The organism is Thermoflexus sp. (assembly GCF_042408365.1).
Lineage (GTDB): Bacteria > Chloroflexota > Anaerolineae > Thermoflexales > Thermoflexaceae > Thermoflexus.
The window spans coordinates 1-15220 of sequence record NZ_JBHOQJ010000274.1 but is presented as its reverse complement, the minus strand read 5'-3'; the positions used below and the strand labels follow the sequence as shown (position 1 = coordinate 15220).

The window sequence follows — 15220 nt, the reverse complement described above, 5'->3', positions numbered from 1 at the left end:
CGGCCTCCCTCCCGGCTTTCGCTCGGAAGGATGAGCAGCTGGGGAATGAAATCGGGGCGGGATCCTTCCCGCCCCGATGGATGCCCCAGCCCTGCGGATTGGGGATCCGCTCAGATTACTGGGGCTTTGCGGGCGGGACGTTCGTCTTGATCGTCCCGTCCTTCAGCCCCTTCTCGATCTCCGCCAGCTTCTGGCGGACCTCCTGCGGGACCTGGCTCTCAAGGTCGTGGAACGGAGCCAGGCGGACCGGACCGATCACGTTGCCGCCCTGCCACTTCCCCTCGTAAGCGGCCTTGATCAGATTGAAGGTTCCTTCCGTCAGATCCTTCATCGCGCTGGTGAGCAGGACGCTCTTGGCTTCGGGGACGGTGTAGTACTGATCGACATCCACGCCGATAGCCAGACACTTCTTGGTCTCCGCGCAGGCGATCAGCGCCCCGTTGCCGGTCTTGCCGCCGGCCCCAAAGATGACATCCACGCCCTTGTCCACCAGGGAAAGGGCCGTGGACTTGCCCCATTCAGGGTCGGTGAACGTCTTATCCAGCCCCACGTCGTTATGGTAAACCACCAGCACCTCGACGTCCGGGCGCACATACTTTGCCCCGGCGCGGTAGCCTTCGCCAAAGCGCCAGACCGGTGGGACGGCATCGGTGCCCAGCACGGCGCCGATCTTGCCGGTCTTGCTCATCAGGGCGGCCAGGGCCCCGGCCATAAAGCCGGCCTTGTCCTCCTCAAAGATCAGCCCGGCTACGTTTTCGATGGTGCTCTCCTGGAATTGATCGACGCCGATGAATTTGACGTTGGGGTATTTCTGGGCCGCCTCCCGTGTCGCCTCTCCCAGGGCGAAGCCGACGGTGACGATCACGTCGTAGCCGGCGTCAGCGAACTGGGCGATGTTCTTCATGTAGTCGTTGGGATCCTGGGTTTCGATATATTTCGCCTCCACGCCCAGCTCCTTAACAGCCTTCTGGACGCCTTCCCAGGTTCCTTGGTTGAAGGATTTGTCATCGATCTTCCCAACGTCGGTCACCAGACCCACTCGGAAAGGTTTCTTGGTAGGGGTTGCAGCTGGTGCAGGGGTGGCAGCCGCAGGTTGCCCGCCAGTAGGAGCAGGTGGCTGTGTCGGGGTTGGAGCTGCTGGCTGCGCACAGGCAGCCAAGAGCAATGCGAGGACCATCAGCAGCATCAGGATCTGCGTTCTTTTCGACATGGAAACCTCCTCTCCTCCACCTGGGATGGAATAGGGCCAGGGCACATTGGAGATTATAGCGAAGGAGCGGGGGTCCAGCAAATCCCCTCTGTTCGTGGTGGGGCGCTTGGGTGCCTGTTCTTTTTGACCGCCCCGACATGTCGAGAGGCCCACCCCCCAATCCGCATTCGCACCCTGTAACGATTCACCCATTCTCACGCAACATCACTGTGGGTTTTCTCCTAGGGGCCTTGGGGGCTGAGCCGCTTGTGCGGGGCCAGACCTTTCTACCTTCCCCTCCTCTCGGTGGCCCTCCGGACCGCGGAGAGGAGGGAAGTGGCAGGATGTTGGGGTGGGGACGCGGCGATCTTCAGAGGTTAGAAGCCACTGAAGGGAGCTCCGCTCGCCCCCGATCCTTTCGCTCCCCTTATCAAGGGGCCGCCAGAAGAGAGAGCGGCCGTTTTTCCGAAATCCGAAAAAGAGAATTGCTAACTGAAATTATTATAAATCGCCAACGTTGTGATTTTCTGCACAAAAAATTGTGACAGAATCCACAATGCCTGGTCCGGCTTACCGGTTATCCTATTAACCGGATAACCGGTAAGGAGCGGGGGATGGAACGGCCAACACGACAGGAAATCCATCAGCTCCACGCGGAGATCTGTGCAGGGCTGGCGGATCCTACGCGCATCCTTATCCTCTATGAGTTAGCCGACGGACCTCAGACCGGAACCGCGCTGGCTCGGGCGTTAGGCCTTCCCCAATCCACCGTAGCTCGTCACCTTCGGATTCTGGCCTCGAAAGGTCTGGTGATCGCCGCTCGCCGGGGAGGCGTGGTGGAATATGCCCTGGCGGATTACCGGGTCATCCAGGCCCTGGATCTCATGCGGGCAGTTCTAATGGATCGAATCCATTTTTATCAGCACATCACCGAGTGAAGGAGGCCCCGATGGCCTTGGAGCAGACCGCTGAGCTCTCCCTTACGCATTCGGAGCCGCAAGTTCAAAACCGGCTCTCGATGGTCGTGTTTAGCGGCGATATGGATCGCTTGATGGCCGCTTTCATCATCGCCACCGGTGCAGCCGCCTCCGGGATGGAGGTCACGATGTTCTTCACCTTCTGGGGGCTACAGGCAATTAAAAAGCGGACCTCCACGGGGCGTAGTCTGTTCGGCCGGATGCTCAGCGTTTTCCTGAAAGATATCACCGGTGTTGGCCCCAGCAAGATGAACTTTGGCGGCTTGGGTCGGTGGATGTTCAAGAAGATGATGAAGGCCCACAATGTGACGCCGCTGCCCGAGTTACGCAAGCTGGCGGCTGAGCTGGGCGTCCGCATGTTGGCATGCCAGATGAGCATGGAGGTGATGGAGATCCGACGGGAGGACCTCATCGATGAGGTGCAGGATGTGGTAGGGGTGGCGACCTTCCTAGAGGAAGCCTCCCGCTCCAAGATCACGCTGTTCATCTAACGCTGAAATCCAGCAAATTCATCTGCACATTCCACCCGGAGGATATGCCATAGGAGAAGCGGGTGCCCCCACCCCCTTCATCCCCCCTCCCCACGGTCCAAAGGGCCATGGGGAGGGGGTGAAAGGGGGGCAAGCCGGGCGCCAAAGGTGCACGGCTTGCCCCCCAAAACCCTCGTGGGTGGGTGAATTTGCTAAATTTCATTTCCTATCGGCAGGAGGTGCCCAATGGAACTGAAAGCGGATCTCGTCCTGGATCTCAAAGGTTTGCTGTGCCCCATGCCAGTGGTGAAGATCAACCAGGCGATCAAAAACGTCCCGATCGGTGGGATTATCGAAGCCTACGCGACGGATCCCGGGGTGATGGCAGACATCCCGGCGTGGTGCCGGAGCACAGGCAACGAGTTGGTGTCCATCGAGAAGCAGGACAAGGTCATCCGCTTTGTGGTGCGGAGGCTGAAATGAGCGCGACGGCGCTGTGGGGATGGATCGTCCTCATCGCGCTGGGCCTAAGCGTGGTGGGGACGGGCTGGCGGCTTCGCGGGTTGCTGGCCCGCCCTTATCGGCCGGATCGGGCCCAGCCCCGGGGCCGCGGATGGCGAGGGGTTTTGTATGCGTTCACCTGGGGCATGATGCCCTGGGCGAAGGAGAGCACACGACATCATTTCCTGCCCTATGTTCGGGGTGTGCTCTTCCACATCGGGATCTTCGCCACCCTGGCCACCCTGGCCGTCAGCCCCTGGCGATCGGCTCTCCCGGATTGGATCGCCGCGGCGGGCTTGGCCCTCACCGGGATCGGAGCGGTCGGTGGCCTGATCGGGATCCTCATGCGGATCTTCGATGAGCGGCTGCGGGCGCTGAGCTATCCGGATGACTATGCGTCGGTGGTGCTGGTGACGTTGTGGCAAGCAGCCGGTGTGGCGTTCTGGGCGGATCCTCAGTGGACGGCGACCTTTTATGGCCTGTCCGCTTTGACCCTGATCGCCATCCCGCTCACCAAGATCCGGCACTGCATCTATTTCTTCTTTTCACGGTTCTTCTTCGGCCTGTTCTACGGCCGGCGAAGGGTGCTGGGTTAGGAGGGCCCTATGAGCGAGCTCGTTCAACAAGCGTTGATGACCTTCGAAAAATCCCTGGATCGGCGTCTGCTCGCCGCCCTGGAAGTCTGCGCGCGTTGTGGAATCTGCGCGGAATCGTGTCATGTATTTGCCGCTGAGCCCGAGGCCCATAACGCGCCCACCGCGAAGGCAGAGGCGGTCCGCCGCTTCTACCGGCGCCTTCATGACCCGCTGGGGCGTCTGTTCCCATGGTGGGTGGGAGCGAAGGATCTCTCCGAAGCTGATTTGGACGAGCTGGCGGAGATCGCCTTCGGTGCTTGTACCCTCTGCCGCCGCTGCACGATGAATTGCCCGATGGGGGTGGACACCGCCCTCATCATGCGGGCTGCCCGCGCGATGCTGACTGCGGTGGGGAAGGCCCCCGAGATGCTCACCCAGCTCGCCGACGCGGCCATCGCTCGGGAGGAGAACCTCGAGTTCTTTCGGGAATTCTACATCGATCAGATCCGTGAATTAGAGCGAGAGCTCCAAGAGCGCCTCGGCGACCCCAGCGCTCGCATACCTATAGAGAAGGCGGGTGCGGAGATCCTTTATGTGGCCCTCTCAGGGGCCCACACGATCTTGCCTGCGGCGATCCTCTTCCACGCGGTGGGAGCAGACTGGACCCTCAGTATGTTCGAGGCGGCCAACTATGGCTACTTCCTAGCGGATATCCAGCGCGCCAAAGCCATCGCCAAGCGGATCGTGGATGAAGCCCGTCGCCTTGGGGTGAAGGAGATCGTCTTGGCGGAGTGCGGCCACGCCTATACGGTTCTGCGCTGGGAGGCACCGAATTGGTTCGACGATTTCCCCTTCCGGGTGCGCAGCATCATTGAAGTCGCTGCGGAGTGGATCCAGCAAGGTCGTCTGCCGCTGGATCCCTCGGCGAACCCGGAGCCGGTCACCTACCACGATTCATGTAACCTGGGCCGGAACGGTGGCCTGCTGGAGGAACCCCGGATCATCCTGCGAGCCGTGGTTCAGAATTTCCGGGAGATGATGCCGAATCGAGCGGAGAACTTCTGCTGCGGGGGCGGAGCAGGTCTGGTGGCGATCCCCGAATGGTATGAGAAGCGCATGCGCGCCGGGCGTCGTAAGGTCGAGCAGATCCGTCAGACTGGGGCTCAAATCGTGGTCGCCTCGTGCGATAACTGTCGGCTCCAATTAGGGGATTTGAACGACTATTATGGTCTGGGGATCCAGGTGAGCGGCCTGATGGACCTGGTGGTGAAGGCTTATCTGGCCGCACGGGTGAAGGTTCAGACACCTACGCTATCCGTCCAAGCTGCTGTTCAAGCGCGTGTTTGAAGGCCCGCCCGGGACATCCCCAGGGGTGCCCCGATGTGAGCGCCCTTTGTAGGGGTGGGCCTTGTGCCCACCCCTACAAAGGGATGTGAGGAACCGCGCTGGAGATCCTTGGCTCCTATGATTTCCCCATTCCACCCCTTCTCCCTCAGGCTGCGGGGAGGTTATGGATTTCCTGTGCAAGCCTCAGCGCGAATCTGCGGCCCTTGCGCGGATGCGCTTCACGCCCCAGGCGCTGATCAGCGCCCAGAGGGCGACCACGCCCTCCGCCGCCCAAACCCCCCAGCGGGCCATCGCGTAGACGGCGGTTCCGTTCACCAAGGCATGGAGGAGGACTGCGGCTCCCCAGAGCGCCAATTGACTCCGGCGAACTCCCAGCCAGACCAAAAACGCGAGCCCGATGTGAATCCCGATCGCCATTCCTCGCTCCAGAATGCCGACCAATGGCAGCCACGCCGGGGCATTCCAATAAGCAGCAACGGCCGCTTCGGCCCCCGGCGGTGTCGGGAGCAAGCTTTCCCGGATCATGGTCATGGCGATCAGCTGGATCCATCCGATCAAACCCAGCCAGAACGCCTCGGCGCCCCCGTGGGCCAGGCCCAGCACCAGGACATCGCGTTCGCCCAGATCCAGTCCGATGCGCTCCTGGCGCCGCCGGGCCCAGCGCATCCCCAGCCAGCGGGCGGTCTCCTCGAAGAGGCCTGCGGAAACGCTGAGGACCATCAAATTGAATGTAAGGGGATCGGACGGGTGGGGAAGCCATCCGCGCTGAAACAGCCAGCTCAGCCCGGCCAGAAGAGGCAACCGCACCCCCTGAGCCCCCGTGAAGATGAAGGCGCCTATCCCCAGCCAGGCGGCCGGTCGCCCCCACCGGGCGCGGGCCCAGAGAGCCAGGGCAGGTCCTCCAAAGATCAGAACCAGAAGGCTTACTGACCGCAGGAAGAGATCCATCCCTCTGTTCCTATTCGCCTTACCCGCCGGCTTGTTCCTCTAAATTTTATAGGGAGCACCTGGCGATGAACTGCCCACCGGGGTATCTCTAAAAAGAGCAACCGGGCTTGCCTAATTTACGGTTTTACTTAAAAATATTTAGAGCCTCCTAGCGATTCGGAGGATTAGGAAAGGAGGCATGGCGATGGCTTATCGGGTGCTGATTGTGGATGATCATCCGCTGTTCCGCAAGGGCGTGCGAGACACGCTGTTGATGGAGCCCGGGCTCCAGGTGGTCGGGGAGGCGTCCGATGGGCAGGCCGCTCTGGATATGATCCTGAGACTGAACCCCCATCTGGTGCTGATGGATGTCCACCTGCCTGGCCTGAACGGTCTGGATGTCATCCGGCAGGCGCGGGCTCAAGGGTTCGAAGGCGCGATCCTCGTGATGACCGCTTATGACAGCGAGGAGCAGATGCGCCACGCCATCCGTATCGGCGCAAACGGTTACTGCTCCAAAGACGCGCCCCCCGATGTTTTGCTCCAGAACATTCGCCACGTGCTCTCCGGACGCTATCTGCTGGGCCAACGGGTTGTGACTGCCACTGAGGTTCGGCAGATCATCGGGGAGGCGGGAGAGATCGATGACCGGTCGCTCTCCCCCCGGGAGCGGGAGATCCTTCAATATGTGGCCTTGGGATACAGCAACAAAGCCATTGCGGAGCGGCTGGGGATCAGCCAGCAGACCGTGAAAAATCACATGACGGCGATTCTGCGCAAGCTGGATTTGAGTGATCGGACTCAGGCGGCCATCCTGGCGATCCGCCGTGGATGGGTTCGCCTGCCGGAGGAACCCATCGCCCCGGAGGGGAAGCCGTGACCGAGCAGACTTCACCATTGCAAGAGCTAGCGAACTATTGTCGCCAGGAGCAGGAAGCTGCCCAGCGTCAGCTGTCCGAACTTCAGGCATTAATTCGGCAGACCTCCAGGGATGTCGAGCGGCTGGCCCAACGCAGCCTGCAGTTGACGAACCAGATCAAACAGATGGAGAACCGGCCGGAGAGCGTGCCACCGGCTGAGATCATCGAAACCTATCAATCCGCCCTGGATGTTCAGAAGCGGCTGTGGCTGATGCGAGGGCAGCTGGAGAAATTTCAAAGCCTTGAAACCCACCTTCAGCGTTATCTGGAGGCTCTGGACCGCATCTGCTCCATGTTGACCAGGGCGCAGGAAGAACAGGAAGAAGCCCCAGCCTCACGTTCTGGGATGGAGTCTGACCTGATCGTGCGCCTCTTTGAGGCCCAAGAACAGGAGCGCCAGCGCTTAGTCCGCCAGCTCCATGATGGGCCTGCCCAGGCCTTGACCAATCTGGTGCTGCAGGCGGAGATCTGCGAGCGCCTCTTCCAGCGGGATCCGGAGCGAGCGAAGACGGAGCTCGCTGTCTTAAAAAATGCGGTCGTTGAGACGTTCCAGCGCATGCGGGAATTCCTTTTCGATATCCGCCCGATGAGCCTGGACGATCTGGGGCTCGTTCCAACGGTGCGGCGTTATGTGGAGACCCTAAAGGACAAAGCGAAATTCTCCATTAATCTGCAGATCAGCGGAGAGGAATATCGGCTGGCAGCTTACCAAGAGGCCGCCCTGTTCCGTATTGTCCAGGAGCTCCTTACGAATGTGCGCCGTCATGCCCAAGCCTCCCAAGCGGTGGTCCGCTTAGTCTTCCAGCCTCAGGGGGTTCGCCTGGAGGTGGAGGACAATGGTGTGGGCTTTGATGTGGAGGAGGCGCTGGCCAATGCCCCGATGCGCAAAACTATCGGCTTAACTTCCATTCGTCAATGGGTGGAGATGTTGGGGGGGCAACTGGCGATCACCAGCGCCCCGGGCAAGGGAACGCGGGTGACAGTTTTCTTGCCCGTGTGAGCGCTCCAGGCCGGCCCGCGTCCCACGAAGAAAAACGACCATTACCGAACAAGGCTCATCCATCCTCCGATCCGTTGAACGATGCGGAAGCTCCATTCGCGCAGGCGGCGCTGGCGATAGAAACCCAGGCTGAGCGCGGACCCCAGCAGTGCCCCGGCAACCACATCCAGCGGGTAATGCACCCCACCGTAAACCCGGGCCCAACTGATCCCGGTAGCGAGCAGCATCCCGATCGCTCCAGCTCGTTGATCGCCTGTCCATAGGGCAACCGCAATAGCCCAGGCGACCGTAGCGGCGTTGCTGGGGAACGAGGAATCCGATGGATGATAAAACAGCAGATTGACTTCGTAATCTGTGAAAGGACGGGGACGAAAGTAGAGGGCGTTCATGGCTTCCAGGATAAAGCCGCTCAGAGGGATCACCAGCGTTGCCCGCAAGACGGCTGCCTGGCGCTTTGGATCACCGCTCAGCCACATCGCCCATGCGAGCATGGCGAGCGCAGTGGGCACCGCGTAGTCGTTGATCAGCAGACGGGCGAGCCCATCGACCCCCGGCGTTCGGCCGGCATACCGATTCAAGGCGAAGAATAACGGGAGATCCCAACGCCAGAGCGCGAAGACCACGGCGATAAGGATCCCCCATCGGACCGCCACCTGCTTCACGGTCTTTCTGGCCTTCGGGGGAGCGCAGCCATCGCTTATCTCATCCGGATGGGCTTCGCCGGATGAGGCGGAGGGGCGGTGAGTCCCTAGCGGGCTTGCCCTCGTCCGGTCCGGGGTGGGGCGGTGGAGCGCCCGAAGTGCCCGGAACGTTCCCCATGCGCCGAGGATAGCCAGCCCGCTCATCAGGCTGATCTCGGTGCCCGCCGGTCCGGGCGTCCAGATCTCGGGCACCCCCACGAAGAAACCGACCCCGCTTCCCAACAGGAGCAGCGCGCCACCGGCCTGAAGCCAGCGGGAAGCGCACAGCCGACCCCAACGCACGAGGATCACCCCCATAGCGGCCGCCCATACGGCCCCGGTGTAGCCGATCACCAGATACCAGGGAAGATAGGCGCGCATCATCCTTCCCCTTCGAGCTGGGGATCCTGTTCACCGCTGAGGCTCAGGAGGCCGAGCCAGCGCCTTCAGTTCTCAACTGCCATTATTAGGAGTTTTGCAGCCCGTTTCCTCGGCGGAGGCTTTGGGGCAGAGCCGCGCGCCAAAGGCCCGCGGCTCTGCCCCAAGAATATTTTGCATCCCCCTGCCCACGGCCCTTGGGACCGTGGGCAGGGGGATGGAAGGAGGGTGGGGCCTTTCCGCCTCCTCTCGCGAGCTCCGAACAGCGTGGCTCTTAATTATAATGAATGAGGTGTAAGATCCCCCACGGAGCCTAACGATGCATTTCGATGCCAATTTGCACTTCGATCGACTCCTGGAGGTGCCTGCGCTAGCCCGGGAGGCGGAGGCGCTGGGGTTCGATGGGATATGGACCAATGAAACCCGGCATGATCCGTTTCTCCCTCTTGCTTTGGCGGCGGAGCACACCCAGCAGATCACCCTGGGGACGGGCGTGGCCATCGCCTTCGCCCGCAGCCCGACGGCGATCGCTTATACCGCATGGGATCTGGCCGCGGCGGCACCGGGCCGGGTGATCCTGGGCCTGGGCACTCAGGTGAGAGCGCACATCGAACGCCGTTTCGGGATGCCTTGGGACCCTCCTGTTCCGAAGCTGCGGGAGACGGTGGAGGCGATTCGTGCGGTGTGGGCATGCTGGCAGCATGGGAACCGCCTGAACTATCGAGGGCGGTTCTTTAAGCTGACCCTGATGTCGCCCTTCTTCGACCCCGGGCCCATCTCGGATCCCCGGATCCCCATTGTGCTGGCCGGGGTGAATCCGCCGCTGGCCCGTCTGGCTGGGGAGGTGGGGGATGGGTTTTTCGTCCATCCCTTCCATACTCCTCGCTATCTGCGCGAGATCCTACTGCCATCGATCGAGGATGGCGCACGTAAGGCGGGCCGGAGCCGGAAGGATCTGATGATCATCGGCAGCGTGTTCGTCATCACGGGCCGAAACGAGGCGGAGATGCGAGAGGTACGAGAATTCGTGCGCGCCCAGGTCGCCTTCTATGGTTCCACGCCCTCTTACCGTCGGGTGTGGTCGCTGCATGGCTGGGAGGCGATTGGAGAGGCGCTTTCCGCCCTTGCGGCTCGGGGACGCTGGGAGGAGATGCCCCAGCAGGTGCCCGATGAAGTTCTGGCCGCCTTTGCGATCACCGCCCCGCCGGAAGCGGTGTGGGATCGCCTGCAGGCCACCTATGAGGGCCTGCTGGATCGGGTGGCGCTATATCGACCTTTCCAGCTACAGGATCGGGACCTATGGGAGAGGATCCTGAGCGCGCGGCGCTGAGCTCCGGAACACCATCGGAGGCGTCCCGTCGGACGTCTATGCTGCTTCGGCTGCTGGAGGAACAGAGCCCCGCGGCCCGGGTCCTTCGCGCGCGCCCGCCGGTTGATCGGCCGGTGGAGGAGAGCGTCCGATTTCCCTTCCTCGCCATCGTGGGCCAGACCGAGATGAAGCTGGCGCTGGTCTTGGCCCTGATCAACCCGGCGATCGGGGGCGTGCTGTTGATGGGTGCCCGGGGGACCGGCAAAACGACGGCGGTGCGGGGCCTGCTGGATCTGCTTCCATCGGTGGAGCGCTCGCTCTGCCCATATGGTTGCGAGCCGGAGGCGGCATATACGTTGGGCTTCCATGCGGTTTGCAAGGATTGCGCCCGTAAGCTGGGCCAGGGGGAGCCGATCACCGCCCCGGACCGTATGCGGCTGATCGAGCTTCCGCTCAACGCGCGCCTGGAGGATGTCATTGGGGGGATCGATGAGCATGCGGCGATGGAAGGGAAGGTGAGGGTCCGGCACGGTCTCCTGGCTCAGGCCGATCAGAACGTCCTCTACGTGGACGAGGTTAACCTCTTGGACGCCGAGATTGTAAACGCGATCCTGGATGCGGCGGCGCTGGGCCGATGCACGGTGCGAAGAGGGCCGTTGGCGGCAACCTACCGCGCCCGCCTCATCCTGATCGCCTCAATGAACCCGGAGGAAGGCCCGTTGCGCCCCCAGATCCATGATCGCTTCGGGCTGCGGGTGGTGGTTCGTGGCTTGAGCGATCCGCAGGACCGGTTGGAAGTCTACCGTCGGGTGCGGCTTTTCCGGAGCAACCCGTACGCCCTGGCGGCTCAGTGGGCCCACGATACAGCGGCCGCGGCGGCGGAGATCTCGGAAGCCCGTCAGCGGTTGCCCCGCGTGGTCATCCCGCCCGAGCTGGAGCAGCAGGCGATCCGCTGGATCCATGAGTTGGGCATCGAGTCCAGCCGGGCGGAGGTGGCCTTGCTGGAGGCCGCCCGCGCATATGCCGCCGCGGACGGTCGGGAGGTGGTTGTCTTGGAAGATCTGCAAGCGGTGGCTCCGATGGCGCTTCGGCAGCGACGCAGCGCGTTCATCGCCGCTTTCATCGCTCAGCAGGAGGAGGAAGATCGGGAGATCCTGGCTGTCATTCGCAACCGGCATCGTCAGTCCAACCGGCGGCGCCAAGCAGGAAAAAGATAATAAAAATTCGAGCGGCGAAGCTGCCTCGGCGAAATTTCTTCCATCTATCCTGCCAGCCGCCCCGCAGCGAAGTTCTCGCGCTCAGGCCTGAAAAACGGTGCCCAGCTCTTCGATGTTTGAACTCCCGCAAGGATCCGCTAACGATGGCGATCTCGATGCGTGTGGAGACCTTCATCGCTGGGACCAGCGATCGCTTGGATCGGGTGATCGCGGCGCGATTACCTGAGCTAACGCGCTCCGCCGCTCAGCGGCTAATTGAAGGCGGTCAGGTGCAGGTCAACGGATCGTTGGTCTTGCGCCCCGCCCACCGCGTCCATCCGGGGGATCAGATCACCGTGCACATTCCTCCACCTGAGCCCACCCATCTGACCCCAGAACCCATTCCGCTGGACATCCTCTACGAGGATGAGGATATGCTAGTGATCCATAAGCCGGCAGGGATGGTCGTGCATCCTGGCGCAGGCCACGCCCGGGGCACGCTGATCCATGCCATCCTCGCCCATTGCCCGGATTTGGAAGGGGTCGGCGGTGTCTTGCGCCCCGGGTTAGTGCATCGCCTGGACAAGGAGACCTCAGGGGTGTTGCTGGTTGCCAAGAACGAGCGGACGTATCACTTTTTGCAGGCCCAATTTAAGGCCCGCACAGTGCGCAAAATCTATGAGGCGTTGGTGATCGGACATCCGCCTCCGGAAGGGGTCATTGAGGCGCCGATCGCGCGAGATCCCCGTTATCGCAAGCGGATGGCGGTGGTTCCCACAGGCCGTCCGGCCCGTACTCGGTATCGTGTGTTGAAGATGTACGAGGGGCGATGGGGTCGTTATGCTTGGCTGGAGGTTTACCCAGAGACGGGGCGTACGCATCAGATTCGGGTGCATATGGCGTATGTAGGCTATCCCATTGTTGGGGATGCCACCTATGGCCGGCGTACCCCGTTATCTTGCCCCCGTTTGTTCCTCCACGCCCGAGCGATCACGGTTCAGTTGCCTTCCCATCCTGAGCCGATCACCTTTGAAGCGCCTTTGCCTTCGGATCTACAGGAAGTTCTGCAAACACTGGAAGCTACTTCCACGGTGGTGACGGTCGCACGGTAGATCTCATCGTTGCGCATGGGGCCTTTCCTCAAACCCGAGCATGGATTTGAAGATATGCAGTGGAGAGAGCAAATCACCCCACACGCCGAAGAGGCGGTAGCGAGGGCGCGCCGCCTTTACTCATCAAAGATCACCACGCTTTCCTCATAGATCCGGATCTCGCGCTCCCTTAACTTGCGGCGGAACCATTCGGCCAGCCACGCGTTCTTCTCTTCCAGGGGGAGTGGGGCAGCGAGGATCTCCAAGGGGATATTGATCCGCAAAGCCCGGTAAGGGATGATATGACGGGTGATGCCGGCGGGCAACCGTGCCCCATTGCGGGCCAGCTCGATGATCTCCGCTGGTTCGTAGCGAGGGAACACCACCACCGCGATGACCTGCTCATAATAGGGGAGGATCTGATCCAGTTGATCGGTGGTTGTCCGGTAAAATCGGAAACGGGATTTGTAGACATTCACCAGGAGGTTTAACAGCTCTGTCCGCCGATAGAGATCCCCTTCTGCGCGGACCAAGTAGATATCGCCCCGGGGGCATATCAAGTATGCCAGGGCCTGGCGACGGGCCAGTTCCGCCCGGGCGTGCAAACGTTCGGAGGGCTCCAAAGCGATCCCCTCGATTTCCCGAACTGCAGCGAAGAAGCTTTCCGGGCTTTCGCCACTGATCACATGGATCCATGCTTCCACTACCAGGCGGGGATCCTCATAATCCACCACCTGAACCACCAAATGGGGGAGCCCCAAACGCCGGGCGGCCTCTACCCGGTTCGCCCCGTCCAGCACCACATAGCGAGGCTCGTTCGGGATCGGCGCCACCACAGGGGGATTTTTCAGGATGCCATCGGTCCGGAGGCGCTCGACCAACGGCTCCGTCCGCACCTGATCCGCCTGCTCGTGAAGGATCAGGTCCTCCACCGGGATGAAGCGCAGAACTGGCATTCGCTCCGCGAGATATAGGGCACCCATGGCTCCCATCGCGCAAGTGGGGGCAGGCCTTGTGCCTGCCCCCACCATCGAGATTCGCACATCAGTTTGTGGATAGGGATTCCAGCGGAGGGATGGGCCGGCCGCGGGCTTGGGCTTCCTTCAGAGCTCGCTTCAGGGCATAAGCCATAACGGTAAGCTCCTCCTCGGCCGGCTCGGCCTCAGAGGCCGGGGCCGATCGCGAGGGGGCTGTCTGCTGCGCACGCGGCTCTGGCTCTACCTCTTTGACATGGAGAAGCCCCCGCAGGCTAAGCCGAATTTGCTTCTTCTCAGGATCCACCAAGATAATGCGGGCCTCGATTTCCTGGCCCTCCTGAAGAACCTCGGTGGGCTCCTTCAGATTGCGCACCCCAAACTCACTGATATGAATCAACGCATCGCGCTCGGCGCCGATGTCCACAAATGCCCCGAATTTCTCCACGCGGGTCACCTTGCCGCGGATCAACTCACCAACCTTCAAATCCTCCCATTTCACCGAGGGGGGTGGGATCATCGTCAGGCGCAGGCGACGCTCGCGGCGGCTGGCATGGATCACCCATACCTTAACTTCATCGCCTGGGTGAAACATCCCAGTGGGATCCACCCGGCCCTCTTTGCGGATTTGAGAGGCCGGGACGAAGCCCTCGACCGGGGCGTCGATATCGACCCACACCCCCCCGGCTTCCACGCGCGTGACCCGTCCGGTGAACTCACGGCCGGGCTTCAGCTGGCCCCATCCGTGTGTTGCTGGACGGATCATGGTTAGGCTCAGGAGGTTCTTTTTTCGGTTGATTTGTTTGACCCATGCGGTCACCCGATCTCCAGGCTTGAATACATCCGATACCCGAAGCGGCGGGGGGTTCATTTGGGAGATGTGGATAAAACCGGGGATTTCGGAGCCGATATCGACAAAAGCGCCTGCAGGGGTGATGGTAAGAACAGTACCCTCAACTTGCATTTTCGGACGAAGGGTTCGAAGGGGGACTTTAACGGAGCTCGCGGTCTCCTCTTGCTGCTCAAGGATCACAGGGCTCGTTTCCATGGCCGCTGTTTCCCTCCCTCGTGGATTTAGGATCTGATAATCAGTGCAGTCGTTCTTACTTTCACAATTTTACGTCGGAGGAAACAAACTAGCAAACAGTTGGGGATCCGGGTTTTTGCAGGTGGAGGCGCGATCCGGTGGTCACCCCTGCTAGTCATAATGAGCGCCAACTTGCCTAATGCTTTGGTGGTCACTCCAAGGAGTGGGGATCAAGCCACCGCCTAGCGAAGCAAGCTGGCTCAACGCCCTTCCCTCCCCCCGTGCGACGTGTATAGACCAGACACATGGGTGACACTTGTTCAGAGACATGGGTTACATCGGGTGACTCACATATGGCGACTCGTTCCACGGCGCAGATCAATCCGCGCGATGGGCTGTTGACAGAAGAATACAACGTATTCTCCATCCTGATCCGCGGGTCGCAGGCAGACCGGCTGGTGCCGGAAGGCTTTCCCCACCCGAAACTCCCGGTTCTGAAACGAGATCCGGCCCGAGTCATCCACCTTCCGGACGATCTCCCCGGGTTCATACCTGATGGGCGGCAGCTCCTCCGGATAGGGTCGGGGACTGGGATGATATCGGCTCGCCGGCGGCTGCATGCCCAAGGCTTCGTGAGGACGTTCCCAGTTGTAGAGATC

General features: G+C 61.5%; 15 protein-coding genes and 2 pseudogenes. 10 read left to right on the top strand and 7 right to left on the bottom strand.

Annotation, left to right across the window (positions count from 1 at the left end):
• Window positions 1-115: 115 nt before the first annotated feature.
• Entirely contained in the window at window positions 116-1210 is a 1095-nt protein-coding gene (locus ACFMO5_RS12485) for a BMP family protein (RefSeq protein WP_376793082.1), read from the bottom strand.
• Window positions 1211-1803: 593 nt separating this feature from the next.
• On the opposite strand from ACFMO5_RS12485, the gene ACFMO5_RS12480 reads away from it, so the two are divergent.
• The 5 genes from ACFMO5_RS12480 to ACFMO5_RS12460 all read left to right on the top strand — a co-directional run bounded on the left by ACFMO5_RS12480 (window position 1804) and on the right by ACFMO5_RS12460 (window position 5059).
• Window positions 1804-2127 (top strand): ArsR/SmtB family transcription factor, encoded by a 324-nt coding sequence (locus ACFMO5_RS12480; protein WP_376793081.1) that lies wholly within the window; start codon window positions 1804-1806, stop codon window positions 2125-2127.
• An 11-nt stretch (window positions 2128-2138) separates the two neighbouring features.
• Window positions 2139-2657: a DsrE/DsrF/DrsH-like family protein gene (locus ACFMO5_RS12475; protein ID WP_376793080.1), complete on the top strand. Its 519-nt coding sequence runs from the start codon at window positions 2139-2141 to the stop codon at window positions 2655-2657.
• A gap of 225 nt (window positions 2658-2882) precedes the next feature.
• A complete protein-coding gene (locus tag ACFMO5_RS12470) occupies window positions 2883-3119 on the top strand; it encodes a sulfurtransferase TusA family protein (protein WP_376793079.1) in 237 nt (78 codons plus the stop codon).
• On the top strand, window positions 3116-3733 hold the full coding sequence (locus ACFMO5_RS12465) for a hypothetical protein (RefSeq protein WP_376793078.1): 618 nt from the start codon (window positions 3116-3118) through the stop codon (window positions 3731-3733). Before ACFMO5_RS12470 ends, ACFMO5_RS12465 begins: the two co-directional genes overlap by 4 nt.
• Window positions 3734-3742: 9 nt before the next feature.
• A complete protein-coding gene (locus tag ACFMO5_RS12460) occupies window positions 3743-5059 on the top strand; it encodes a (Fe-S)-binding protein (RefSeq protein WP_376793077.1) in 1317 nt (438 codons plus the stop codon).
• Between the two features lie 183 nt (window positions 5060-5242).
• Here ACFMO5_RS12460 and ACFMO5_RS12455 read toward each other — a convergent pair whose 3' ends face one another.
• Complete coding sequence (locus ACFMO5_RS12455; RefSeq protein ID WP_376793076.1) at window positions 5243-6007, bottom strand: YhfC family glutamic-type intramembrane protease; 765 nt, start codon at window positions 6005-6007, stop codon at window positions 5243-5245.
• 184 nt (window positions 6008-6191) lie between these two features.
• Between ACFMO5_RS12455 and ACFMO5_RS12450 the strand changes: the two genes are divergently transcribed.
• Window positions 6192-6866 carry a response regulator gene (locus ACFMO5_RS12450; protein WP_376793075.1) on the top strand — a complete coding sequence of 225 codons (675 nt, stop codon included), beginning with the start codon at window positions 6192-6194 and terminating at the stop codon, window positions 6864-6866.
• On the top strand, window positions 6863-7906 hold the full coding sequence (locus ACFMO5_RS12445) for an ATP-binding protein (protein WP_376793074.1): 1044 nt from the start codon (window positions 6863-6865) through the stop codon (window positions 7904-7906). Before ACFMO5_RS12450 ends, ACFMO5_RS12445 begins: the two co-directional genes overlap by 4 nt.
• 41 nt (window positions 7907-7947) lie before the next feature.
• Here the strand turns inward: ACFMO5_RS12445 and ACFMO5_RS12440 are convergent, their stop codons facing one another.
• On the bottom strand, window positions 7948-8967 hold the full coding sequence (locus ACFMO5_RS12440; RefSeq protein WP_376793073.1) for a phosphatase PAP2 family protein: 1020 nt from the start codon (window positions 8965-8967) through the stop codon (window positions 7948-7950).
• A 316-nt stretch (window positions 8968-9283) separates the two neighbouring features.
• Here ACFMO5_RS12440 and ACFMO5_RS12435 point away from each other — a divergent pair, with 316 nt between their 5' ends.
• The 3 genes from ACFMO5_RS12435 to ACFMO5_RS12425 all read left to right on the top strand — a co-directional run bounded on the left by ACFMO5_RS12435 (window position 9284) and on the right by ACFMO5_RS12425 (window position 12581).
• Window positions 9284-10294 (top strand): TIGR03617 family F420-dependent LLM class oxidoreductase, encoded by a 1011-nt coding sequence (locus ACFMO5_RS12435; RefSeq protein WP_376793072.1) that lies wholly within the window; start codon window positions 9284-9286, stop codon window positions 10292-10294.
• Complete coding sequence (locus ACFMO5_RS12430) at window positions 10264-11490, top strand: ATP-binding protein (RefSeq protein WP_376793071.1); 1227 nt, start codon at window positions 10264-10266, stop codon at window positions 11488-11490. Before ACFMO5_RS12435 ends, ACFMO5_RS12430 begins: the two co-directional genes overlap by 31 nt.
• A gap of 143 nt (window positions 11491-11633) precedes the next feature.
• Window positions 11634-12581: an RluA family pseudouridine synthase gene (locus ACFMO5_RS12425; RefSeq protein WP_376793070.1), complete on the top strand. Its 948-nt coding sequence runs from the start codon at window positions 11634-11636 to the stop codon at window positions 12579-12581.
• Between the two features lie 116 nt (window positions 12582-12697).
• On the opposite strand, the gene ACFMO5_RS12420 is transcribed toward ACFMO5_RS12425, so the two are convergent.
• The 4 genes and pseudogenes from ACFMO5_RS12420 to ACFMO5_RS12405 form a co-directional block, all read right to left on the bottom strand.
• Window positions 12698-13516, bottom strand: a complete 819-nt coding sequence (locus ACFMO5_RS12420; protein WP_376793069.1) for a ParB N-terminal domain-containing protein — start codon at window positions 13514-13516, stop codon at window positions 12698-12700.
• An 88-nt stretch (window positions 13517-13604) separates the two neighbouring features.
• A complete protein-coding gene (locus tag ACFMO5_RS12415; protein ID WP_376793092.1) occupies window positions 13605-14300 on the bottom strand; it encodes a S1 RNA-binding domain-containing protein in 696 nt (231 codons plus the stop codon).
• Between the two features lie 12 nt (window positions 14301-14312).
• A pseudogene (locus tag ACFMO5_RS12410) lies at window positions 14313-14498 on the bottom strand (S1 RNA-binding domain-containing protein); the annotation flags it as partial.
• Window positions 14499-14908: 410 nt separating this feature from the next.
• A pseudogene (locus ACFMO5_RS12405) lies at window positions 14909-15220 on the bottom strand (IS481 family transposase); the annotation flags it as partial.